This window comes from Rhodococcus sp. Leaf278, from assembly GCF_001426085.1.
Classification (GTDB): domain Bacteria; phylum Actinomycetota; class Actinomycetes; order Mycobacteriales; family Mycobacteriaceae; genus Rhodococcoides.
The window spans coordinates 229,391-251,407 of sequence record NZ_LMRR01000004.1; the positions used below are offsets into that span (position 1 = coordinate 229,391).

The window sequence follows — 22,017 nt, forward strand, 5'->3', positions numbered from 1 at the left end:
CCGACAGGGTTGCAGTTCAGCCGAGCAGGTGGCGGAGATAGCTGTTCGGGTCGTCGAGGTATCGACGCCAGTGCTGAACCAATTCGAGTTCGCCCCAGGTACTTCGACGCAAACCGTGTTCGCCCACTTCGACGATGTCCGCGCCCGGTGTCGACGCCAGGATCGGAGAGTGTGTGGCACAGACGATCTGGGCCCCCTCGTCGCCCAGTTCCGACATGAGCGCGACGAGCTGCAGGCTTGCGGTGAAGGACAGTGCCGACTCCGGCTCGTCCAGGACATAGAAGCCGGGTTCGGCCAACATCGCACCGAACATGGTCAGGAAGCCTTCGCCGTGACTCATCTCGGCTGTGTTCTCTTCCCAGAAACCCGGCACACCGCCGAGATTTTCGGCCATGTCGAATGCGGTCTCGGCGCGCAGAAAGAAGCCGCGCTTCTGCAATCGCGGGCCACGCAGTATCCGAGAACCTCGCGGCGTGGTGTCCAACTCGAGTACTTCGCCGAGGATGCTGGTCACCTCGTCGAGTCGACGCGATTGCTGCGCCGCCCGTCCGCCGCGGGCATCGATCCCGAATCCCTCGGCGATCGCCTCGACGATGGTCGATTTACCGGAACCGTTGTCGCCCACGAGAATTGTGACCGGTGCCAGGAATTCGAGTCCGTCGCGGGCGAGGTCGGCGACGGCAGGCACGGTGAAGGGCCACTCCGAACCGATGTCGTCGGCGTCGACGTAGGCGCGCTCTACGAACATGATTCAGGCGGTGACCAGGCGGTCGACGTAACCGGTCTCGTGGGTGGCGTCCGCGCTGCAGGTGTAGTAGACCCACTGAGCGGACCGGTCCGCCGAATCTCCGAAGCGATGGTCGACTTTTTGCGCGCACAGTTTGCCCGCGCTGGTGTCATGGCATCGAAGACTGCTGGGTATGTACATCGCTCCACTGTAGGCGCGATCGCAAGCGATATTGACCGTCGCCGTTCTGCTGTGGTGCCCTCGGTGAGACTCGAACTCACACTGGACGGGTTTTGAATCCGTTTCCTCTGCCAATTGGGATACGAGGGCTGGCGTCTTTCAAGCAACGATTGACGAGTTTAGAAGATGCGCTTTCGGCGGCGCGCACCGGTACCCTTCAGATGCTCGACAGCCCCGATGGGCGATGACTGTCAAAGGAGACCGATACAGATGAACGCTCCTGGTGCGCACGGTACTGGCAAGCCCCCGCTTCGTGTGGTGGTGGCAGAGGACGAATCCCTGATTCGACTCGACCTCGTGGAGATGCTCCGCGAGGAGGGCTACGACGTGGTCGGGGAGGCCGCGGACGGTCAGCAGGCGGTGGACCTGACCGTCGAACTGCGTCCCGATCTGGTCATCATGGACGTCAAGATGCCGCGTCGAGACGGGATCGATGCGGCATCGGAGATCGCCGAGAAACGTATCGCCCCCGTCGTCATTCTCACCGCGTTCAGTCAACGTGAGCTGGTCGAGAAGGCTCGCGATGCCGGAGCGATGGCGTATCTGGTCAAGCCGTTCAGCAAAGCAGATCTGATGCCGGCGGTGGAGTTGGCAGCGAGTCGTTTCAGCGAGATCTCTGCGCTCGAATCCGAGATCGTCGATCTGCAGGATCGACTGGAGACACGCAAGTTGATCGAGAAGGCCAAGGGCATCCTCATGGAGTCGCAATCGCTCACAGAACCGCAGGCGTTCAAGTGGATTCAACGTGCTGCGATGGATCGCAGAACGACGATGAAGGCCGTTGCCGATGTGGTGATCGAGACACTCGGTACTCCTGCGAACAAGCCTGCAGCAGAGGGCTGATGGGCTCGCGAAAGCTACGGCCACGTAAAACTTCGTCTCCGTAGGTCACAGTCAGGTCACGAGCGTCGTTCTAGGCCTTGCGAATCGACTCCGAGCATTAGCGTCTGATCCACACGTGAGCCACATGTAACTCAGGTGCGCTTCAACGACGAGCAATTTCAAGGAGAACCTAGATGGCAATTCGGACCTATGTCCGCACAGCTGCGGTGCTGAGCGTCACCTCGCTCGCACTGTTCGGCTGTTCGTCGAGCGACGACTCCGGCTCGACCGATACCACCAGTGCCAGCGGCGGCAGTGCAGCCGCGGAAACGACCGTCTCCACCGACTGCACGCCCGAGCAGGCCACCGCCGGGGCAACCCCCGATACGTCGCCTCTGGTGGTGGGAACCCTTCTCCCCGAGACCGGAACCCTGGCCTTCCTCGGCCCGCCCGAGGTTGCCGGCGTTCAGTTGGCCGTCAACGACGTCAACGGCGCAGGTGGCGTCCTCGATCAGCCCGTCACCCTCATCCCCGGTGACTCCGGCGATACGACGACCGATACCGCCAACACCACGGTCGACCGCTTGCTCGCCGGCGGCGCGAACGTCATCGTCGGTGCAGCATCGTCCTCGGTGTCCCTCAAGGTCATCGACAAGATCGCCAGCGCAGGCGTCGTGGAATTCTCGCCCGCCAACACCTCGGACCAGTTCGTCTGCTACCCGGACAAGGGACAGTACTTCCGCACCGCTCCCACCGACGTACTGCAGGCACAGGCACTCTCGCAGCTGATCGCCGAGGACGGCGCACAGCGCGTGGCCATCCTCGCTCTCAACGACCCGTACGGCACGGGTCTGGCCAAGAACACCGCGGACAACCTCGAAGAGGCCGGCATCGCGGCAGACCAGATTCAGACGACCATCTACGACCCGAACGCACAGTCGTTCAACGCCGAGGTCGACGGTGTGAAGAACTTCAACCCGGATGCCGTCGCCATCATCGGCTTCGAAGAGTCCGCGAAGATCATCACCCGCATGCACGAGATCGGCATCGGCCCGTCCGACGGCACGTTGGTCTACGGCGTCGACGGCAACATGGGTAACGCCCTGGGTGAGTCGGTAGCAGCAGGGCTGTTGGACACGATGCGCGGCACCACCCCGCTGACGGATGTCGGCACTGCATTCCAGGACCGCCTCAAGGCCGTGAACCCGGGACTGGTGGACTTCAACTACGCCGGTGAGTCCTACGACGCGGTTGTCATCTCGGCACTCGCTGCCGAGCAGGCGAAGTCGACGGCAGGCACCGATATTGCTGCCAACATCAACAGCGTCACCAAGGACGGCACAAAGTGCACCAGCTTCGCCGAGTGCCTTCCGCTCGTCAAGGCCGGAACCGATATCGACTACGACGGAATCACCGGTGCGCTGAACTTCAGCGACGCAGGTGAGCCCGCCACGGGTTCGTACGGCAACCTGGTCTTCGGGCCGGACAACACGCTGACGACGGACGGATACATCGTCGTCGGTGAGTGATCTGTAACTGCCACACACGCACTGGGCCCGAGTCCTCGATCAGGACTCGGGCCCAGTGTTGTGTGCGCACCGGCCGATATTCGTACAAAGACGAAGCCCCGGTTCGACATCCAGTCGAACCGGGGCTTCGTCGTCGAAGAAGGTCTACGTCTTCTTCTCTTTGCTACCCGCCAGTGTGCCGAGATACAACTCGATCACCTTCGGGTCGTTCATCAACGCCGGCCCGGTATCGGTGTACGCGTTGCGGCCCTGATCGAGAACGTAACCGCGGTCGCAGATCTGGAGGCAGCGACGGGCGTTCTGCTCGACCATGATGATCGAGACGCCCGCCGCGTTGATCTTCTTGCAGCGGATGAACACCTCGTCCTGGAACATCGGCGACAGTCCGGCCGACGGTTCGTCGAGCAGCAGAACCGACGGCTCCATCATCAGTGCACGTCCCATGGCGACCATCTGTCGCTCGCCACCGGACAGTGCGCCTGCCTTGACCTTCTTGCGCTCTCCGAGCAGGGGGAACAACTCACTGACGAACTCGAAACGCTCGTTGAACTTCTTGGGACGCAGGTAGATTCCCATTTCGAGGTTCTCTTCGATGGTCAGTGACGGAAACACGTTCTGGGTCTGTGGAACGTATCCGACGCCTTTCGTGACCAGCACGTGCGCCTCGGCAGAGGTGATGTTGTCCCCGCGTAGCTTCACGCTGCCCTCACGGACGGCAACGAGCCCGAAGAGCGTTTTGAGCAACGTCGACTTACCGGCCCCGTTGGGCCCGATGATGCCGACGATCTCGCCGTCGTTGAGGAAGAAGTTGCATTCGCTGAGAATGTTGACACCGGGGATGTACCCGGCCACCAAGCCGTCGGCGCGCAACAATGCACCCTCGGCCAGGCGAGCGTGCTCCTCGGGTGTGGCGGCGAATTCCGCCGGCGTCAATGTCTGTTCGCTCATCAGTTGTCCTCCTTGGCCCGGTGCGAGCCGCCCTCGGCGACGCCGGGCGTCGCTGGGCTGACGAACTCCGGTTCCGAAAGATCGCCTCCCGCTTCGAGTTCTTCCTTCTCGGCCTGTTTCAGTGCCTCCGCCAGTTCGGCGGTCGCTCCGACCGGATTGCCGTCGGCGTCGAACTCGAGAGCCTGATCGTGGTGGCTGCCGAGGTAGGCGTCGACGACTGCACCGTTGTTGGAGAGTTCCTCAGGCGTGGACTCGGCGATGATGCTGCCCTGAGCCATCACCACCACCCAATCGCTGATGTCGCGGATGACGTCCATGTCGTGTTCGACGAACACCACGGTCATACCGTCGTCACGCAGCGACTTGATGTGCCCCAGAAGTGATTGCGTGAGAGCGGGATTGACCCCGGCCATCGGCTCGTCGAGCATGACCACCGACGGATCGGTCATCAGCGCACGTGCCATCTCCAGCAGTTTGCGCTGACCGCCCGACAGCGAGCCGGCCAGGTCGTCGGCCTTGGCGTCGAGTTTGAAGCGCCCCAGCAATTCGTAGGCGCGTTCGGTGATCTGACGCTCCTGGGCCTTCCACGTCCACGGCATGAACGTGTTGATCATGCGCTCGCCGCGCTGACCCGTTGCGCCCAGCCGAACATTGTCCAGCACAGTCAGTTTCGACAGCGCCTTGGTCAACTGGAACGTGCGGACCACTCCCTTGCGGGCCACCTGGTGCGGGTGCATCCGGCCGAGCTCCTGGCCATCCATCGACCAGGTCCCGGTGTCGGGGCGATCGAATCCGGTGAGCAGGTTGAACAGTGTGGTCTTGCCCGCACCGTTCGGACCGATCAGGCCGGTGATGCAGCCCCGCTGAATCTCGAGGTGCGCCACGTCGACGGCTTTGAGCCCGCCGAAGGTACGGGAGACTCCGTCGACCACCATGGTGGCGTCGGGTTTCGGCGCCCCGGGTTCGTTGGGCACGCCGGCGAACAGCGACGCGCGTTGATCGCTCGACAACGCCTGGGCAGCGCGTGATTCGAGTGTGCTGGCTTTCTTGCTCGGTGCAGCCGTTGCAGCAGCATCCTTGCTCAGGTCAGGCATTGAGTTGAACCTCTCGCTTGTTGCCGAGAATGCCCTGAGGTCTGAACACCATCAACACGGCGATCAGGATTCCCAGGAGCACGAATCGCGTGGCACCGACCTGGGCACCGGTGAGGTTGAGCACCGGGTCGTCGCCCGAGATCAACTGCCGCAGAATCGCATCGGGAATGGACAGCAGGAACCAGAAGAGCATCGCGCCCAGTACCGGGCCGAACACTGTTGCCGCCCCACCGAGAATCAGTGCGCCGAAGGCGAAGAACGTCTGCGCGGTCGAGTAGAAATCGGGGTTGATGGACTGGGTCTGCAGTGCGTTGAACACACCGCCCATACCGCCGATGACGCCACCGAGAACCAGTGCCTGCATCTTGTAGACGAAGACGTTCTTGCCCAGTGAGCGGGCCGCGTCCTCGTCCTCACGGACGGCCTTGAGGACGCGTCCCCATGGGCTGTGCGTCAGGAGGTAGATAACTCCGCACAGGAGCAGCACCAGTGTCCAGCCGACGAGCATGGCCCACAGGTCGTTGCCCAGGAAGCGCACGCCGAGGAAGCTGTACGACTTGCCGCCCTCGAACGGGCTCATGCTGGTGAACGGGCCGGCGAAGCCGGTGATGCCGTTGGTCGACTTGGTCACCGAATCCGTTGCCGTCGAACGGAACACCAAGCGCAGAATTTCCGAGGCCGCGATGGTGACGATCGCGAGATAGTCGGCTCGCAGTCGCAGAGTAGGAATACCGAGAACGAGAGCCAGCAACCCCGCCGCGGCCAGACCGACCAGAATGCCGAGCCACAGTGGCTGTTCGTAGGTGATCGTGGTGATGCCGACGCCGTAGCCGCCGAGAAGAGCGAAGCCGATCTGGCCGAAGTTGAGCAGGCCGGCGTAGCCGAAGTGGAGGTTCAGGCCGATGGCGAGCAGAGCGTAGAAGATGGCAGACGGGCCGACCAGCTGAGCGAGTGAGATCTGAAGTGCGCCGATGATATCCATGTGGTGGTCACCCGATCCTTTGTCGCGAGCCGAGGATGCCCTGTGGTCGGACGACGAGGATGAGAATCAAGACGAGCAACCCTCCGATGTATTTGAGATCGGGATTGATGACCAGTGTCGACCACTGCACGAGCAGACCCACGATGACGCAACCGAGGAAGGCTCCGTATGCCGTTCCCAGTCCGCCGAGCGTGATGCCGGCGAACATCAGCAGCAGGAGCTTGAATCCCATCTCCCACTGGACGCGTCCGCCGAGTTCGGAGAGCCCGAACAGCACGCCACCGAGTGCGGCCAGGCCGCCACCGAGGCACCAGACGAACGTGACCACGCGCTCGACGTTGATGCCCGAGGATGCGGCGAGGTCACGGTTGTCGGCCACCGCTCGCATGGCCTTACCGATCTTGGTGCGCTGCAACATCAGTGCAACGCCGACCAGTACGACGACGCTGATGACGATGCACGCGAGGTTTACGTTGGTGATCGACAGCGGGCCCCAGTCGTTCTCGGTCTGGGCCTGGTAGTCGTCGAACGGCTCGGAGCGATCCGAGAAGAAGATGAGGATGAGGTAGCGCAATGCGATCGCAAGTCCGATCGTCACCACGAGCTGTGCGATCAGGCCGGTTCGACGCTTGCGCAGCGGTCGCCAGATCAAGGCATTGTTGAGCCAGCCGATCGCGACTCCGACGATGATGGCCAGCACCGTTGCCGGAATGAGTTGTATTCCGAGGCTCACGTTGAAGAACCACGCCGCGACCGCCCCGAGAGTGACGAGTTCACCGTGCGCGAAGTTGGTGAGGCCGGTGGTGCCGAAGATCAGGCTCAGCCCAACCGCTGCCAGAGCGATGACCAGGCCGAAACGGAAGCCGTCGACTGTGGTGCGGACGAACTTCTCGTAGAACGGAATGCTGGTGGCAGTTCTGGCTTCACCGAACGAGAAGATGACGGTGTTGGAACGCCCGGCCTGAACGTCGCGCTGGACTTCTGCCTGGACACTCACCCCGTCGGGAAGCGTTTCCTCCACTACCTGGAATGTGTATGTCCCGGGGGACAATTCGAGCGTCCACCGGCCACCGGTTTCGCTGGTGGTTCGAGCGACTTCGGCGCCGCTCGCGTCGAGCGCTGCGACATCGACGCCTTCGAGGCGTTCTCCGCCGTTGTTGAGAGATCCCGCGACGCTGACGGCGTCTGCGGGCGGTGCCTGCTCGGCACTGGTCCCCGGCGCGGCCGGGGGAGTGGGCGTAGGTTCCTGGGCCAATGCCGGCGCACTGAACAGCAGCGCGGCGATCGAGCTCAGAACGGCGAGTAGGAGTGTTCGCTGCAGGAGCCGAACGGCAGATCTTGCGCGCAACCTCGGCGGTTGCACCTTTCTGGTCCATCGAACATTTGGAGCCACGCACGTCCTCCGGACGGTTGTCGTTGAGTCACGGGTTGGGGATTCACTGCAATTGTCGGACTCTATCCGTTGGAACGACGCAAAATCGGCGACTGAGATTTCCGGAAAGTATCGGTTGTGTTTCGCGGTGCACGATGGCCGCCGTGAGTGCGATCGCGTCGTGGCTCGTGCATCCGGCTACAGGTTGTCGGACCGGCTCCCTAGACTGGTCAACCGTGAGCCCAGTAACGGAGAAAAGCGCAGCGCCCGCAGCCGAGACCGATGCGAAAGCGGGCGGGGAGCGGCCGACGCTGCTGCTCATCGACGGCCACTCGATGGCGTTCCGGGCCTTCTTCGCCTTGCCCGCGGACAACTTCAAGACCACCAGCGGTCAGTCCACCAATGCCGTCTACGGGTTCACCTCGATGTTGATCAATCTGCTGCGGGACGAGAAACCGACGCATATCGCGGCGGCGTTCGATGTTTCTCGGCAGACCTTCCGCGCAGAGCGGTTCCCCGAGTACAAGGCCAACCGCAGCAAGACCCCCGACGAGTTCGCCGGGCAGGTCGACATCACCAAGGATGTTCTCGGAGCCATGGGTATTCCCGTGATGGCAGAGGCCGGATTCGAGGCGGACGACATCATCGCCACTCTGGTGACGCAGGCAGAGGCGCTGGGCTATCGCGTGCTCGTGGTCACCGGTGACCGGGACGCTCTGCAGTTGGTCACCGACAACGTGACGGTCCTGTACCCACGCAAGGGCGTCTCGGACCTGACCCGGTTCACCCCCGAGGAGGTGGCCGGCAAATACGGGTTGACGCCTGCGCAGTATCCGGACTTCGCTGCCCTTCGTGGAGATCCGAGCGACAACCTCCCCGGCATTCCGGGAGTCGGGGAGAAGACCGCGACCAAGTGGATCATCGAATACGGTTCGCTCACCGCGCTTGTCGACAACGTGGACAAGGTCAAAGGGAAAGTCGGCGATGCGCTGCGCGCCAACCTGTCGAGTGTGGTGCTCAACCGCGAGCTCACCGAGATGGTGCGCGATGTGCCGTTGCCGTACACCCCCGATCAGCTCGAACTCGCCCCGTGGGACCGCGAGAAGATCCACGCGCTGTTCGACGATCTGGAATTTCGCATTCTTCGAGACAGACTGTTCGAGACGCTCGCGTCGGTCGAGCCGGAAGCCGAGGAAGGCTTCGACGTCCGCGGCGGCATCGTCGCTCCGGGTGAGTTGGCGGCGTGGTTGGAAGAACATGCGTCCGACGGTCGACGCAGTGGTCTCTCCGTGCTGGGACCGCGCAGGCCCTTCGACAGCGATGCAACGTCGGTGGCGATCGCTGCGGCCGACGGTGAAGGCGCGTTCGTCACGACGACGGCCCTCGACGAATCCGACGAGCGCGCACTCGCTGCCTGGCTCGCAGATTCGGCGCAACCCAAGGCTCTGCACGAGGCCAAGTGGGCGTTGCACGCGGTGCGGGGGCGTGGCTGGATTCTCGCGGGGTTGACCACCGACACTGCGCTCGCCGCGTATCTCGTGCGGCCAGGTCAACGGTCGTTCAATCTCGACGACCTGTCGCTGCGCTATCTCAAGCGAGAGCTCCGCGTCGAGGACGCAGGTGAAGGCCAGATGTCGCTCCTCGATGCCGAGGACACCGCTGATGCGGCATTCGCGGAGGGCGAGATCCTCAAGGCACGGGCCGTCATCGACCTGGCCGAGGCCCTGGACGCCGAACTCGCTGCCATCGAATCGACCACGCTGCTCTCCGAGATGGAGCTGCCGTTGCTCACGGTCTTGGCAGACGTCGAAGCGACCGGAATCGCCGTCGACAGCGACCACCTTCGCTCGCTGCAGTCCGGTTTCGCCGCGCAGGTCGACGAGGCCGCGAACTCCGCGTACGGCGTGATCGACAAGCAGATCAACCTCGGGTCACCGAAGCAGTTGCAGGTGGTGCTGTTCGAGGAACTCGACATGCCCAAGACCAAGAAGACGAAGACCGGTTACACCACCGATGCCGATGCGCTGCAGGGGTTGTTCGAGAAGACCGAGCATCCGTTCCTGAAGTTCTTGCTCGATCACCGAGACGCGACACGCATGAAGGTGACGGTCGACGGCCTGCTCAAATCCGTCGCGGACGACGGACGTATCCACACCACGTTCAACCAGACCGTTGCGGCGACCGGTCGACTGTCGTCCACCGAACCGAACCTGCAGAACATCCCGGTGCGCAACGAGGCCGGTCGGCACATCCGAGACGGCTTTGTCGTCGGTGCCGGCTACGACTCGTTGCTCACCGCCGACTACAGCCAGATCGAGATGCGCATCATGGCGCACGTGTCCGGAGACGAGGGCCTGATCGAGGCCTTCAACACCGGTGAGGACCTCCACAGCTTCGTCGGTTCCCGCGCGTTCGGGGTGCCGATCGACGAGGTCACCCCCGAACTGCGTCGTCGAGTGAAGGCGATGTCCTACGGACTGGCCTACGGGCTCAGCGCATTCGGCCTCGCCGCGCAACTCAAGATCTCCACCGAGGAGGCGAAGCAGCAGATGGAGGCGTACTTCGCGCGATTCGGCGGCGTCCGCGACTACCTGCGCAACGCCGTCGAGGAAGCGCGCAAGGTGGGGTACACCTCGACGCTGTACGGCAGGCGCCGGTACCTGCCGGATCTCAACAGCGACAACCGTCAGCGGCGAGAGGTAGCCGAGCGCGCTGCACTCAACGCCCCCATCCAGGGCACCGCCGCCGACATCATCAAGGTTGCGATGATCGATGTGCACCGCTCACTCGCCGAGTCGACCCTGAAGTCGCGCATGTTGCTGCAGGTGCACGACGAACTGGTGCTCGAGGTCGTCGACTCCGAGCGCGAGGAGGTCGAGGCTCTGGTGCGGAACAAGATGTCGTCGGCGATCGAACTCTCGGTGCCGCTCGAAGTGTCGGTCGGTACCGGCCGAAGCTGGGATGCCGCAGCTCACTGAATCGGGCCAGCTCACCGATGCAACCCGTGGCACAACGAAGGGCCGCTCACCGAACTCGGTGAGCGGCCCTTCGCGTCGTGCTGTGTGACGAGCTACTCCGCGGCGGGAGCCTGCTCGGCGATCTGCTGGCGCACTACGTCCATATCGAGTGACTTGATCTGTCCGACGAGGTCTTCGAGCGCCGGCGCAGGCAGTGCACCGGGCTGTGCGTAGACGAGAATTCCCTCGCGGAACGCCATGATGGTCGGGATGGACTGGATCTGCGCTGCCGCAGCAAGACCCTGCTCGGCCTCGGTGTCGACCTTGGCGTGTACGACGTCGGGGTGTGCGTCCGAGGACTTCTCGAATGTCGGAGCGAACTGGCGGCAGGGGCCGCACCAGGATGCCCAGAAATCGACCAACACCACGTCGTTGTTGGTGACGATGTCGTCGAAGTTCTGCTGAGTCAAAGTCTGAGTGGCCACGCGGTCCCTTTCGATTGATTGCGCTTCTGGTGTGTCTCAACGCAGGTACTCGTCGGAATCTTCCCGACTGTGTCGGAGCGCAGGTGTCAAACGGGCTGGGGCGTGGCCCGGAACGTCCTTCGATACGAGTTCGGGGTGGTGCATCGCAATCTCACGAAATGCTGCCTCAGGGCGGCGGCGTTTCCGAAGCCGACCACCTCGGCGATCGAATCCATCGGAAGGTCGGAGTTCTCCAGCAATTGTTGTGCTGCCAACACGCGTTGATCGTTGAGCCACCGCGCGGGCGTCGTTCCGGTTTCGGCCGCGAACTTGCGGGCGAAGGTTCTCGCCGACATGTTCACTCGCGCGGCGAGTCGGCCGATGGTCAGTTCTGAGTCGAGGTTCTCGGTCATCCAGTCCAGCAGCGGGGCCAGCGTCTCGGTGTGAGTGGTGGGCAGGGGACTGGTGACGAACTGGGCTTGGCCACCGTCTCGGTGTGGCGGGACGACCATTCGGCGGGCGATCCCGTTGGCCACGACGCTGCCCTGGTACTTCCGCACGATGTGCAGACACAGATCGATTCCCGCTGCGGTGCCCGCACTGGTGAGCACGTTGCCGTCGTCGACGTAGAGAACGTTCGGATCGACCTGTGCGAGAGGGTATTCCGCGGCGAGCAAGGCGGAGTGTCGCCAGTGCGTGGTGCATCGTCTGCCGTCGAGCAGCCCAGCTCTGGCGAGTACGAAGGCGCCGTTGCACAGGCTGGCGACCATGGCACCTCGGTCGACGGCCGCACGAAGCTTCGCCAGGAGTGGCTCGATGGACGAGTTGTATCCGACTCCGCAGACATAGGTCCCGTCTTCGGCGGCTTCGGTGCCACCGGCCGGAATGATGATCAGATCGGCATCGTCGAGTCGATCGAGATCGTGAGGCACGCCGATGGTGTAGCCGAAGCGTGTACGGATCGGTTCGGGTACTCCGGCGATCAGTGAGAAGTCGTAGGTAGGTAGACCCTCGTCCGAACGATCGAAACCGAACACCTCGCACGCGACGCCCATCTCGAACTGTTCGGTCAACGGCATCAACGCAACGACCACCCGTTTCAGCATGCGACCAGTATGGCAGAAAGTCGCGGATATATGACGTTACTGCCACTCGTGGGGACTCTCTGCTGGTAGGACGCTAGGAGCATGACAATTGTATTGGTAGTTGTGCTGTCCTTCTTGGCCATCGATGCCCTCGTGATCGCAGGCTTCGCTCCCGACACTCATTCGGAGGTGACTCAGTTCGGGGACTTCACCTTCTGATGCTGCGGTCAGCCGATTCGCCACTCGCGCTTGGCCTCGCCGTCCCAGCGACGTAGGGCCACGGCAGACCCCATCAGGTCCTCGATGCTGTTCGACAGCAACTGCACGGCGGCTCCTGCCTCCACGGTTGTCAACCGCCGAGCCAGTGTCACGTGCGGCGTCCAGCGTCCGGTGTCGACATTGTCGAACGATCCCGGGCCCACGGCGGCGTGCACCCTGGCGTGTAGGTCGAGCAGTTCGACGCTCGGCACGACCAGACGTGCCAGGGTTGCGCTCCGGCCGCCGAATACGACGAGGCCCCCGAGTCGCACATCGAGCGGGTCGAAACGAATCGCTGCGCCGTCGTCCACCGCGTCTGGCATCGATGCTGCCACCGCGACGGTGATGTGCGGTCGATTCGATTCACCGCGGTGCCTGTTCTGGCTCGGGAGGCCGGCATCCGACAGTGCCGCCCACTCGCGGCGAACCGAAGCATCGAGGGCGGGATCGAGTAGGAGTTCTGCAGACTGCACCATAGGGGTCATGATGTCGCAGACGAACGGCCGGAATGTAAGGGCGCTACGAATCGGAGCCATGACCGGCGACGGAATCGGTCACGAGATCGTGCCTGCGACGATCCGGGTGGTCGACGCGGCACTGGCGGCTGTCGGTGGACCGGCCGTCGACTGGGTGCACCTCCCTCTGGGGCGCGATGCCATCGACGAGCACGGCACGGCGATACCCGCGCGCACACTGCAGGAACTGGGTGAGCTCGAGTGCTGGATTCTGGGGCCCCACGACAGCGCCTCGTACCCGGAGCCGTTTCGTTCGCAGCTGACCCCGGGCGGGCGGATTCGGAAGGATTTCGACCTGTTCGCGAACATCCGGCCTGCGAGAGCCCTTGCCGGCGTGCGGGCCATGTCGCCGAACATGGACTTGATCGTGGTCCGGGAGAACACCGAGGGGTTCTATGCCGATAGAAACATGTTCGTGGGCAGCGGAGAATTCATGCCGACTCCCGACGTGGCACTCGCGGTCGGGGTGTTCACCCGCCGGGCATGCGAACGCATTGCGCGTGAGGCATTCCTGCTCGCAGACAGACGCCGCCGCACGCTCACCATCGTCCACAAGACCAACGTGCTGTCGATGACGACGGGATTGTTCCGCGATGCGTGCCGCGCCGTGGGCCAGCAGTTCCCGCACGTCGAGGTCACCGAGGAACACGTCGACGCGCTGGCCGCGCACCTGGTCCGGCGCGGTCAGGACTACGACGTCATCGTGGCCGAGAACATGTTCGGCGACATCCTGTCGGATCTGACGGGAGAGCTGTCCGGCTCGCTCGGTACCGCCCCGTCGATCAATTCCTCGCAGACCCAGGCCATGGCGCAGGCATCGCACGGATCTGCCCCGGACATCGCGGGCAAGAATCGCGCCAACCCGACGGCCCTGTTCCTGTCGGCAGCAATGCTGCTCGAGTGGCTCGCCGATCGGCACGGGAACGATCAACTCGCTGCAGCCGCCGGGCGGATCCGACACGCGGTCGACGACACCGTCGAATCCGGCGTCGCGACAGCCGACCTCGGTGGGCAGGCCTCGACCAGCGCCTTCACCGAGACTGTCGAGGCGCGGGTGCACCGGCGCTGATCGACGACGGACTCAGTCCGGTTTTCGGCTGCTGAAGATTGCGGTGCCGGGAAAGAGCTGCCCACGTAGCGGGCTCCACTGCCCCCATTCCCGGTCCAACCACTCGGGCCAATCCGGCTCGACGATGTCGCGCACCTCGAGGCCGGCGGCGACCAGTTCACGCACTCGATCACCGATCGTGCGGTGATGCTCCACGTAGTTCGGGATGCCGTCAGCGTCGTATTCGACGTACGGGGTCCGGTCGAAGTACGGAATCGTCGCGGTCAGCCCGCCGACCCCTGGATCGTCGGGGAATACCCAGCGCATCGGGTGATTGACGGCGAACACCCAGATGCCGCCCGGTCGAAGCACTCGCGCGACTTCCTTCATGACGTTGGCGGAGTCCGCGACGAACGGAACCGCGCCGAAGGCCGAGCAGACGATGTCGAATCGTTCGTCGCCGAACGGCAACGATTCGGCACTGGCCTGGACCAGCGGAACCGTCGAACCGCCCGCGGCCATGGCGTCGACGCCTCGCTGCAACATGCCCATCGAGATGTCGAGACCGACCGCACGGGCACCCTGAGCACCGAGCCAGCGTGCGCACGGTGCACTGCCGCAGCCCACTTCGAGGACGTCTTTGCCTGCGACGTCGCCCAACAGGTGCACATCGCCCTCGTGCAGTCCCTCCGGGCACCAGACAAATTCGCCGGTGTCGGTCGACACACCGAGAAACGCGCCGTGCGTACGGTGGTAGTTGTCGGCGTCGGAGTCCCACCAGAGTCTGCTGGCGCGATCGCTCGCGGCCGAATCGACACGGCCGCGGCCGGGAGTGGACGACTGCGCAGGAAGATCGCTCACACGCCGACTCTAACCGGGTTTGTGCTGGTACTGCGGCATCGCGTACCCTGATCACCGCGAGTGTGCTCATGCTGCGCTCAGGTCGGGTCCGCCCGTCCTCGGCGTTCGCGGAGGCGGCAGGAATATCGCCGTCGACTCTCGTGCTGCACATGTTCTACAAGTCCGACCGAACATCCATCAACCGATACCCAACCCGTCCGGAGCAACTCAACACATGCCCTCAACCACAACCTCACCGCAGGTGGCCGTAAACGATATCGGCTCCGCAGAGGATTTTCTCGCAGCCATCGACGCGACGATCAAGTACTTCAACGATGGTGACATCGTCGAAGGCACCATCGTCAAGGTCGATCGCGACGAGGTTCTACTCGACATCGGTTACAAGACCGAAGGCGTCATCCCTTCTCGCGAGCTCTCCATCAAGCACGACGTCGACCCCAATGAGGTCGTCTCCGTGGGAGATGAGATCGAAGCACTCGTCCTCACCAAGGAGGACAAGGAAGGCCGCCTGATCCTGTCCAAGAAGCGAGCTCAGTACGAGCGCGCTTGGGGCACGATCGAGGAGCTCAAGGAGAAGGACGAGGCCGTCAAGGGCACCGTCATCGAGGTCGTCAAGGGTGGACTCATCCTGGATATCGGTCTCCGCGGCTTCCTGCCTGCCTCGCTCGTCGAGATGCGTCGTGTCCGCGACCTCCAGCCGTACGTCGGCAAGGAGATCGAGGCCAAGATCATCGAGCTCGACAAGAACCGCAACAATGTGGTCCTGTCGCGTCGCGCATGGCTCGAGCAGACCCAGTCCGAGGTCCGCAGCGAGTTCCTGCACCAGCTCCAGAAGGGCCAGGTCCGTAAGGGCGTCGTGTCCTCCATCGTCAACTTCGGTGCCTTCGTGGACCTGGGTGGCGTCGACGGCCTGGTGCACGTCTCCGAGCTGTCCTGGAAGCACATCGATCACCCGTCCGAGGTCGTCGAGGTCGGCACCGAGGTCACCGTCGAGGTTCTCGACGTCGACCTGGACCGCGAGCGTGTGTCTCTGTCGCTCAAGGCAACTCAGGAAGATCCGTGGCGCCAGTTCGCTCGCACCCACGCGATCGGCCAGATCGTGCCCGGCAAGGTCACCAAGCTGGTTCCCTTCGGTGCATTCGTGCGCGTCGAAGAGGGCATCGAGGGCCTCGTGCACATCTCCGAGCTGGCCGAGCGCCACGTGGAGGTTCCGGACCAGGTCGTGGGTGTCGGCGACGACGCTCTCGTCAAGGTCATCGACATCGATCTCGAGCGTCGCCGGATTTCGTTGAGCCTCAAGCAGGCCAACGAGGACTACGCAGAAGAGTTCGATCCGTCCAAGTACGGCATGGCCGACTCGTACGACGAGGGTGGCAACTACATCTTCCCCGAGGGCTTCGACTCCGAGACCAACGAATGGCTCGAAGGTTACGAGAAGCAGCGTGAAGAGTGGGAAGGTCGCTACGCCGAGGCAGAGCGTCGCCACAAGATGCACACCGCTCAGATGGAGAAGACGGCCAAGGACGAAGCTGCCGAAGCCGCCAACACCAACTACTCCTCCGAGTCGGGTCAGGCCCCCGCCGACGCAGAAGGCGACGCTCCCGCAGCGTCGGCTCCGGCCTCGACCGGTGGATCGCTGGCCAGCGATGCGCAGCTTGCTGCACTTCGCGAGAAGCTGTCCGGCAACGCCTGATAGAAGTTGTCCACCCGTGAGGGTGTGACCGCAGCCCCGGTTCTCTTCGTGAGAGCCGGGGCTTTCTCGTTCGAATGCAGTCGGGCGGACACGTTCGGCTCGCGAGACGACAATGGACCCGGTTCCGATGAACCGGGCCCATGTGTGAGGGGGAAGTGCGAACTACGCGGCGGTGGCTGGACTCCACTGACCGACGCTCTCCGTGCGCTTGCGCATGCTGGCGAAGCTGTGGCGGGCGGGGGTGAGGAGATTGGTGAACCAGTTACGCCGGTGGTCGGCCAACGCCGAGGCAACTTCCGGAATGAGAACGCAATGTACGCCTGCATCCATGCCAAGGCGGTGCCGACCCGGTTGGATCTGATTGCTTCGCATGGGTGTCCTTTTCAATAGCAGTGGGTCGGCACATAGAGGTCGCGCTTGGTCGAAGATAACCGACAGACCTCCGAAACCGGTGCATTTGGGGCTGGTGTGCTTCGGCGTGTTCGAGTGTCAGACTGGGTGCATGCTGAGACTGGGACTGACCGGCGGAATAGGTGCCGGAAAATCGACCGTGGCCAAGGTGCTGACCGAGCTGGGTGGAGTTCTCGTCGACTCCGATGTGCTCGCCCGCGAAGTCGTGGAACCGGGAACGCCAGGGCTGCAACAACTGACGGATACCTTCGGAGCAGACATTCTCGCCCCCGACGGTTCGTTGGACCGTCCGGCGTTGGCGGCCGTGGCGTTCGGGAACGAGGAATCCCGGAAGAAGCTCAACGGCATCGTCCACCCGCTGGTCGGTAAGCGTACTGCCGAGATCATCGACGGTGCGGCCTCGGATGCCATTGTGGTGCAGGATATTCCGCTGCTCGTCGAAGGCTCGATGGGTCCGTTCTTCCACCTTGTCGTGGTCGTCTGGGTCGACGCCGAAGAACGAGTACGCCGGCTCACCGGGCAACGGAACATGCCCGAGGCCGACGCCCGTGCGCGAATCGCCGCGCAAGCAAGCGATGACGCACGCCGAGCCGCAGCAGACGTATGGATCGACAACACCGGTGCGCCGGGCAGCGTCGACGAGCAGGTTCGGCTCCTGTGGAACGAGCGCCTGATTCCCTTCGAGCGCAACATAAGAGAGGGCATCGTCGCCCGCACGCATCCGGAACAGGTAACGGCAGACCCGGCATGGGAGTTGCAGGCTCGCCGAATCATCGGTCGCTTGGCTCTGGCCTGTGCGGACGAAGCCGTCCGAATCGACCATGTGGGATCCACCGCCGTGCCCGGTCTCGACGCCAAGGACGTCATCGACATTCAAATCACGGTGCATTCTCTAGACGATGCGGACGCGGTCGGCGATCGGTTGCGTCTTGCCGGGTTCCCCGGAGTCGAGACCAGTAACTTCGACGATCCGAAGCCTGCATACGGAATGGGTGGCGAGGCCGACCCGGCGGTGTGGGGCAAGCGTTTTCACGGCAACGCCGATCCGGGTCGACCGGCCAATGTTCATGTTCGAGTCGACGGTTGGCCGAACCAGAAGTTCGCTCTGTTGTTCCGTGACTGGCTACGAGTGGACTCAGCGGTCGCGACGGAATACGCGGGAATCAAGCGGCGCGCCTCGGAGGCGGCTGCAGGGATTACGGACTATCGATCTGCGATCGAAGCGTACGAGAACGCCAAGGCACCGTGGTTCGACGTTGCCTACCGTCGGGCGTGGCAGTGGGCGGAGCAGACGAACTGGACGGCATGAACCGGACGGTATCCATCAGGATGGTTTGCCGTTCCACTCCGTCGGCATACCGACGGACGCGAGCCAGGCGTTCAGGTCGTAATCGTGCCGCGTCAGCCCTTCGATGGCCGTGATCGATCTGGACAGAGCGAGCTCGGCGGTCGGGGTGTCCAGGTGCTGCGCCACCCTTGCGTCGAACAACTCGTCGACGTCGAGCAGGTCGTAATCGCGGCCGGTGCGGACACTGAGGTCCAGATAATGGTCGACGGAGGTCCACTCGGTAGTGCCGGCCGTGTACTCGCCGATGTCGACGTAGTAGTCCTGGTCGCGTGCGTGCGCGGGTAGGTAGTGGAACACCGAGGCGCGGAGCCCGAGAGCAGGCAGGAGCCAGGACTCCAGGTAGTCGAAGTGGGCATGGTCCGAGGGTCTGGCCATGTACAGCCCCCACGGCTCGACGCGATATTCGTCCACGACGCGCACGAATCCTTTGGGGTCCACGTTGGTTTTGGCAACGAGGTCGAACGTCTCGTGCTTGGGGGCATGGACGACGGTGTGCGCACCGGCTGACGTGTGAGCGACCATGCCTGTAGAAGCTACCGGGAACCGACCTCAGGAGTCTGTCCTACGGAACTTGTCGGTGGTCGCGTCTACGCTTGTGTAATGGCGTTTGCATCCGAACATCCCGTCGTCGCGCACTCCGAACATCGTCCGGTGGGCGCGATCGAACGCACCGGACCGGCGTTCGAGGTCGTCAGCGAACACGTACCGGCCGGCGATCAGCCGACCGCTATCGCCGAGCTCGAACGGCGGATCAAGGCGGACGAGAAGGACGTCGTGCTTCTCGGTGCCACGGGTACCGGCAAATCGGCCACCACGGCCTGGCTGATCGAGAAGCTGCAGCGTCCCACCCTGGTGATGGCGCCGAACAAGACCCTGGCTGCGCAGTTGGCGAACGAGTTGCGAGACATGCTGCCCAACAATGCAGTCGAGTACTTCGTCTCGTACTACGACTACTACCAGCCCGAGGCGTACATCGCTCAGACCGATACCTACATCGAGAAGGACTCGTCGATCAACGACGATGTCGAGCGGCTGCGGCACTCGGCCACTGCATCTCTGCTCTCACGACGCGACGTGGTGGTGGTGGCCTCGGTGTCCTGCATCTACGGCCTCGGAACTCCGCAGTCGTACGTCGACCGGTCGATCGAGCTCGAAGTCAATGTCGAAGTCCAGCGTGATGCACTGCTGCGGCTGCTGGTGGACGTGCAGTACACCCGCAACGACATGGCGTTCACCCGCGGATCGTTCCGGGTTCGCGGCGACACCGTCGAGATCATTCCGTCGTACGAGGAACTGGCAATTCGTATCGAGTTCTTCGGCGACGAGATCGAGGCGCTCTATTATTTGCACCCGCTGACCGGGGACATCGTCCGGCAGGTCGATTCCGTACGCATCTTCCCGGCCACTCACTATGTTGCCGGGCCGGAGCGGATGGAACGAGCCGTCAAGGACATCGAAGCCGAACTCGAAGCGCGTCTGGCCGAGTTGGAGGGCAAGGGGAAGCTGCTGGAGGCACAACGGTTGCGGATGCGGACGCAATACGACCTGGAGATGATCAAGCAGGTGGGGTTCTGCTCGGGAATCGAGAACTACTCGCGCCACATCGACGGCCGCGGGGCCGGCACAGCACCGGCGACGTTGATCGACTACTTTCCCGAGGATTTCCTGCTCGTCATCGACGAGTCGCACGTCACCGTGCCCCAGATCGGAGCGATGTACGAGGGCGACATGTCGCGCAAGCGAAACCTGGTCGATTTCGGGTTCCGTCTCCCGTCGGCGACCGACAACCGTCCGCTGACGTGGGAAGAGTTCACCAAGCGGATCGGTCAGACGGTCTATCTCTCCGCCACCCCAGGAAAGTACGAGTTGGGTCAGACCGGCGGGGAATTCGTCGAGCAGGTCATCAGGCCGACCGGACTTGTCGATCCCCAGGTGGTCATCAAGCCGACCAAGGGACAGATCGACGATCTGGTGCATCAGATTCGGGAGCGCGCGGAGAAGGACGAGCGCGTGTTGGTGACCACCCTGACCAAGAAGATGTCGGAAGATCTCACCGACTACCTTCTCGAACTGGGCATTCGCGTGCGTTACCTGCATTCCGACATCGACACGCTTCGCCGAGTGGAGCTGCTCCGGCAACTTCGACTCGGCGAGTACGACGTACTGGTGGGCATCAACCTGCTGCGTGAGGGCCTCGACCTTCCGGAAGTGTCGCTCGTCGCGATTCTCGACGCCGACAAGGAAGGCTTCCTCCGCAGCGGTACGAGCCTCATCCAGACAATCGGCCGTGCCGCCCGAAATGTGTCCGGCGAAGTGCACATGTACGCCGACAAGATGACGGACTCGATGACGTACGCAATCGAGGAAACCGAACGTCGGCGCGAGAAGCAGATCGCGTACAACAAGGAGCGGGGAGTAGATCCACAGCCGTTGCGCAAGAAGATCGCCGACATCCTCGATCAGGTGTATCAGGAAGCCGAGGACACCGACAACGTCGTCGAAATCGGTGGTTCCGGCCGCAACGCCAGCCGGGGGCGACGCGCGCAGGGCGAAGCAGGGCGGTCCGTCAGCTCCGGGGTCTACGAGGGTCAAGACGTGTCGTCGATGCCGCGCGCGGAGCTGGCCGATCTGATCAAGAACATGACCGACCAGATGATGAACGCTGCCCGCGAACTGAAATTCGAGCTCGCAGGGCGGTTACGAGACGAGATTCAAGATCTGAAGAAGGAACTGCGCGGAATGGACGCGGCAGGGCTCAAATAGGGCAGGTGGGAGACGCGATACGGTTCAGCAATGGACGCAACCACCGCCGGCCGCACCTCTCGCGCGCTCGAACTGATTCACTCGATGACCTACTTCCTTCCGGAGACGCAGGACGCCTTGGTGGCGGCGGGGTTGCCGCCGCGGGCCTGTTATTTCGCGGGGCGTGCAGCGCCTCTGGGACGGGTCGGCGCAGGTGTCGTCACCGCCACGTTCTACAACTTCAACCGTGAACAGGTGGCACCGCTCATCCCGGCCGCCTGGGACATCGCATCACCCGACGAGATCATGGCGATCCGGTACGAGACTCTCGACGCTGCCTTCGGTCGACTGCTCGGCCCCGAGGTTCTGACGTCCGCGGACATGTCCGAGGCTGCCGATCTGGCATCGATCGCTGCCCGTGGGATCCCCGGTGACGACGGTCGACCCCTGTTCGCCGCATACGCCGAGCTCGACTGGCCCACAGCGCCGCACCTGGTGTTGTGGCATGCCCTGACCCTGATCCGCGAATACCGCGGCGACGGCCACATTGCGGCGCTGCAGACGGCGGGCCTGAGCGGTCTCGAAGCGCTGATCACCCACACCGCCACCGGCTACGGCTTCGAGAAGGAGTTCGCGCGCAAGCGTCGCGGATGGTCGACCGAGCAGTGGGACGGCGCGGTCGCGTCTCTGGCCGACCGAGAGCTGCTCTCGTCCGACGGTGCCCTGACTCAGGACGGGAAAGATCTCCGCACGTTGGTCGAGGACATCACCAACGACCTCGCGGTTGCGCCGTGGGCCGCCCTCGGCGAGGACGGGGCCGCTCGGCTGGTCTCGCTGGCGACGCCGTGGCGTGAGTCGATCGTCGGCCTGGGCGTCATTCCCGAGGGCGTCTTCGGACCCGCGATCAAGAAGAAGTAGGCC

Annotated in this window: 20 protein-coding genes and 1 tRNA gene; 8 read left to right on the plus strand and 13 right to left on the minus strand. The window is 63.4% G+C overall.

Features of this window, described 5'->3' with window-relative positions; all coding sequences use genetic code 11:
* Nucleotides 1-16: 16 nt before the first annotated feature.
* From ASG84_RS06590 to ASG84_RS06595, 3 genes are all read right to left on the minus strand, one after another.
* The gene (locus ASG84_RS06590; protein ID WP_057476186.1) at nt 17-748 is read right to left on the minus strand and encodes an AAA family ATPase; all 732 of its coding nucleotides are present in this window, start codon (nt 746-748) and stop codon (nt 17-19) included.
* A gap of 3 nt (nt 749-751) precedes the next feature.
* Nucleotides 752-928 (minus strand): hypothetical protein, encoded by a 177-nt coding sequence (locus ASG84_RS27910; RefSeq protein WP_200936515.1) that lies wholly within the window; start codon nt 926-928, stop codon nt 752-754.
* Between the two features lie 52 nt (nt 929-980).
* Nucleotides 981-1,057 (minus strand) — tRNA-Leu (locus ASG84_RS06595).
* 120 nt (nt 1,058-1,177) lie between these two features.
* On the opposite strand from ASG84_RS06595, the gene ASG84_RS06600 reads away from it, so the two are divergent.
* Both ASG84_RS06600 and ASG84_RS06605 read left to right on the plus strand, forming a co-directional pair.
* Entirely contained in the window at nt 1,178-1,810 is a 633-nt protein-coding gene (locus ASG84_RS06600) for an ANTAR domain-containing response regulator (RefSeq protein WP_057476187.1), read from the plus strand.
* Between the two features lie 173 nt (nt 1,811-1,983).
* Nucleotides 1,984-3,318, plus strand: coding sequence for an ABC transporter substrate-binding protein (locus ASG84_RS06605; RefSeq protein WP_057476188.1), 1,335 nt, complete (start codon nt 1,984-1,986; stop codon nt 3,316-3,318).
* Between the two features lie 144 nt (nt 3,319-3,462).
* Here ASG84_RS06605 and ASG84_RS06610 read toward each other — a convergent pair whose 3' ends face one another.
* The 4 genes from ASG84_RS06610 to ASG84_RS06625 are packed head-to-tail and all read right to left on the minus strand — an operon-like array spanning nt 3,463 to nt 7,690.
* On the minus strand, nt 3,463-4,266 hold the full coding sequence (locus tag ASG84_RS06610; RefSeq protein ID WP_057476189.1) for an ABC transporter ATP-binding protein: 804 nt from the start codon (nt 4,264-4,266) through the stop codon (nt 3,463-3,465).
* Nucleotides 4,266-5,360, minus strand: coding sequence for an ABC transporter ATP-binding protein (locus ASG84_RS06615; protein ID WP_235581558.1), 1,095 nt, complete (start codon nt 5,358-5,360; stop codon nt 4,266-4,268). The genes ASG84_RS06610 and ASG84_RS06615 overlap by 1 nt, the downstream gene beginning before the upstream one ends.
* Nucleotides 5,353-6,342, minus strand: a complete 990-nt coding sequence (locus tag ASG84_RS06620) for a branched-chain amino acid ABC transporter permease (protein WP_032404006.1) — start codon at nt 6,340-6,342, stop codon at nt 5,353-5,355. Before ASG84_RS06620 ends, ASG84_RS06615 begins: the two co-directional genes overlap by 8 nt.
* 7 nt (nt 6,343-6,349) lie before the next feature.
* A complete protein-coding gene (locus ASG84_RS06625; RefSeq protein ID WP_057476257.1) occupies nt 6,350-7,690 on the minus strand; it encodes a branched-chain amino acid ABC transporter permease in 1,341 nt (446 codons plus the stop codon).
* Between the two features lie 260 nt (nt 7,691-7,950).
* Between ASG84_RS06625 and polA the strand changes: the two genes are divergently transcribed.
* The gene (gene polA / locus ASG84_RS06630) at nt 7,951-10,692 is read left to right on the plus strand and encodes a DNA polymerase I (RefSeq protein ID WP_057476258.1); all 2,742 of its coding nucleotides are present in this window, start codon (nt 7,951-7,953) and stop codon (nt 10,690-10,692) included.
* A 92-nt stretch (nt 10,693-10,784) separates the two neighbouring features.
* Here the strand turns inward: polA and trxA are convergent, their stop codons facing one another.
* The 3 genes from trxA to ASG84_RS06645 all read right to left on the minus strand — a co-directional run bounded on the left by trxA (nt 10,785) and on the right by ASG84_RS06645 (nt 12,954).
* Nucleotides 10,785-11,156, minus strand: coding sequence for a thioredoxin (gene trxA / locus ASG84_RS06635; RefSeq protein ID WP_057476190.1), 372 nt, complete (start codon nt 11,154-11,156; stop codon nt 10,785-10,787).
* An 86-nt stretch (nt 11,157-11,242) separates the two neighbouring features.
* Nucleotides 11,243-12,241, minus strand: a complete 999-nt coding sequence (locus ASG84_RS06640; RefSeq protein WP_057476191.1) for a GlxA family transcriptional regulator — start codon at nt 12,239-12,241, stop codon at nt 11,243-11,245.
* Nucleotides 12,242-12,447: 206 nt separating this feature from the next.
* On the minus strand, nt 12,448-12,954 hold the full coding sequence (locus ASG84_RS06645) for a 2'-5' RNA ligase family protein (RefSeq protein ID WP_057476192.1): 507 nt from the start codon (nt 12,952-12,954) through the stop codon (nt 12,448-12,450).
* 10 nt (nt 12,955-12,964) lie between these two features.
* On the opposite strand from ASG84_RS06645, the gene ASG84_RS06650 reads away from it, so the two are divergent.
* Nucleotides 12,965-14,062, plus strand: coding sequence for an isocitrate/isopropylmalate dehydrogenase family protein (locus tag ASG84_RS06650; RefSeq protein WP_057476259.1), 1,098 nt, complete (start codon nt 12,965-12,967; stop codon nt 14,060-14,062).
* Nucleotides 14,063-14,074: 12 nt separating this feature from the next.
* Here the strand turns inward: ASG84_RS06650 and ASG84_RS06655 are convergent, their stop codons facing one another.
* Nucleotides 14,075-14,902 (minus strand): class I SAM-dependent methyltransferase, encoded by an 828-nt coding sequence (locus ASG84_RS06655; RefSeq protein WP_057476193.1) that lies wholly within the window; start codon nt 14,900-14,902, stop codon nt 14,075-14,077.
* Between the two features lie 214 nt (nt 14,903-15,116).
* Between ASG84_RS06655 and rpsA the strand changes: the two genes are divergently transcribed.
* Nucleotides 15,117-16,595: a 30S ribosomal protein S1 gene (gene rpsA / locus ASG84_RS06660; protein WP_027497255.1), complete on the plus strand. Its 1,479-nt coding sequence runs from the start codon at nt 15,117-15,119 to the stop codon at nt 16,593-16,595.
* A gap of 162 nt (nt 16,596-16,757) precedes the next feature.
* Here rpsA and ASG84_RS06665 read toward each other — a convergent pair whose 3' ends face one another.
* Complete coding sequence (locus ASG84_RS06665) at nt 16,758-16,967, minus strand: hypothetical protein (protein WP_032378969.1); 210 nt, start codon at nt 16,965-16,967, stop codon at nt 16,758-16,760.
* A 130-nt stretch (nt 16,968-17,097) separates the two neighbouring features.
* On the opposite strand from ASG84_RS06665, the gene coaE reads away from it, so the two are divergent.
* A complete protein-coding gene (gene coaE, locus ASG84_RS06670; protein ID WP_057476194.1) occupies nt 17,098-18,315 on the plus strand; it encodes a dephospho-CoA kinase in 1,218 nt (405 codons plus the stop codon).
* A 15-nt stretch (nt 18,316-18,330) separates the two neighbouring features.
* On the opposite strand, the gene ASG84_RS06675 is transcribed toward coaE, so the two are convergent.
* Nucleotides 18,331-18,876 carry a DUF402 domain-containing protein gene (locus ASG84_RS06675; RefSeq protein WP_057476195.1) on the minus strand — a complete coding sequence of 182 codons (546 nt, stop codon included), beginning with the start codon at nt 18,874-18,876 and terminating at the stop codon, nt 18,331-18,333.
* A gap of 78 nt (nt 18,877-18,954) precedes the next feature.
* On the opposite strand from ASG84_RS06675, the gene uvrB reads away from it, so the two are divergent.
* Together uvrB and ASG84_RS06685 are read left to right on the plus strand one after the other, a co-directional pair.
* A complete protein-coding gene (gene uvrB, locus ASG84_RS06680; RefSeq protein ID WP_057476196.1) occupies nt 18,955-21,117 on the plus strand; it encodes an excinuclease ABC subunit UvrB in 2,163 nt (720 codons plus the stop codon).
* Nucleotides 21,118-21,147: 30 nt separating this feature from the next.
* Nucleotides 21,148-22,014 carry an SCO6745 family protein gene (locus ASG84_RS06685; RefSeq protein WP_057476197.1) on the plus strand — a complete coding sequence of 289 codons (867 nt, stop codon included), beginning with the start codon at nt 21,148-21,150 and terminating at the stop codon, nt 22,012-22,014.
* Nucleotides 22,015-22,017: the final 3 nt, after the last annotated feature.

Excerpts from the sequence above, each read along its gene's own strand:
- ASG84_RS06590 (WP_057476186.1), bottom strand. The coding sequence starts at position 748 with ATGTTCGTAGAGCGCGCCTACGTCGACGCCGACGACATCGGTTCGGAG.
- ASG84_RS27910 (WP_200936515.1), bottom strand. The coding sequence starts at position 928 with ATGTACATACCCAGCAGTCTTCGATGCCATGACACCAGCGCGGGCAAA.
- ASG84_RS06600 (WP_057476187.1), top strand. The coding sequence starts at position 1,178 with ATGAACGCTCCTGGTGCGCACGGTACTGGCAAGCCCCCGCTTCGTGTG.
- ASG84_RS06605 (WP_057476188.1), top strand. The coding sequence starts at position 1,984 with ATGGCAATTCGGACCTATGTCCGCACAGCTGCGGTGCTGAGCGTCACC.
- ASG84_RS06610 (WP_057476189.1), bottom strand. The coding sequence starts at position 4,266 with ATGAGCGAACAGACATTGACGCCGGCGGAATTCGCCGCCACACCCGAG.
- ASG84_RS06615 (WP_235581558.1), bottom strand. The coding sequence starts at position 5,360 with ATGCCTGACCTGAGCAAGGATGCTGCTGCAACGGCTGCACCGAGCAAG.
- ASG84_RS06620 (WP_032404006.1), bottom strand. The coding sequence starts at position 6,342 with ATGGATATCATCGGCGCACTTCAGATCTCACTCGCTCAGCTGGTCGGC.
- ASG84_RS06640 (WP_057476191.1), bottom strand. The coding sequence starts at position 12,241 with ATGCTGAAACGGGTGGTCGTTGCGTTGATGCCGTTGACCGAACAGTTC.
- ASG84_RS06645 (WP_057476192.1), bottom strand. The coding sequence starts at position 12,954 with ATGGTGCAGTCTGCAGAACTCCTACTCGATCCCGCCCTCGATGCTTCG.
- ASG84_RS06650 (WP_057476259.1), top strand. The coding sequence starts at position 12,965 with ATGTCGCAGACGAACGGCCGGAATGTAAGGGCGCTACGAATCGGAGCC.
- rpsA (WP_027497255.1), top strand. The coding sequence starts at position 15,117 with ATGCCCTCAACCACAACCTCACCGCAGGTGGCCGTAAACGATATCGGC.
- ASG84_RS06665 (WP_032378969.1), bottom strand. The coding sequence starts at position 16,967 with ATGCGAAGCAATCAGATCCAACCGGGTCGGCACCGCCTTGGCATGGAT.
- coaE (WP_057476194.1), top strand. The coding sequence starts at position 17,098 with ATGCTGAGACTGGGACTGACCGGCGGAATAGGTGCCGGAAAATCGACC.
- ASG84_RS06675 (WP_057476195.1), bottom strand. The coding sequence starts at position 18,876 with ATGGTCGCTCACACGTCAGCCGGTGCGCACACCGTCGTCCATGCCCCC.
- uvrB (WP_057476196.1), top strand. The coding sequence starts at position 18,955 with ATGGCGTTTGCATCCGAACATCCCGTCGTCGCGCACTCCGAACATCGT.
- ASG84_RS06685 (WP_057476197.1), top strand. The coding sequence starts at position 21,148 with ATGGACGCAACCACCGCCGGCCGCACCTCTCGCGCGCTCGAACTGATT.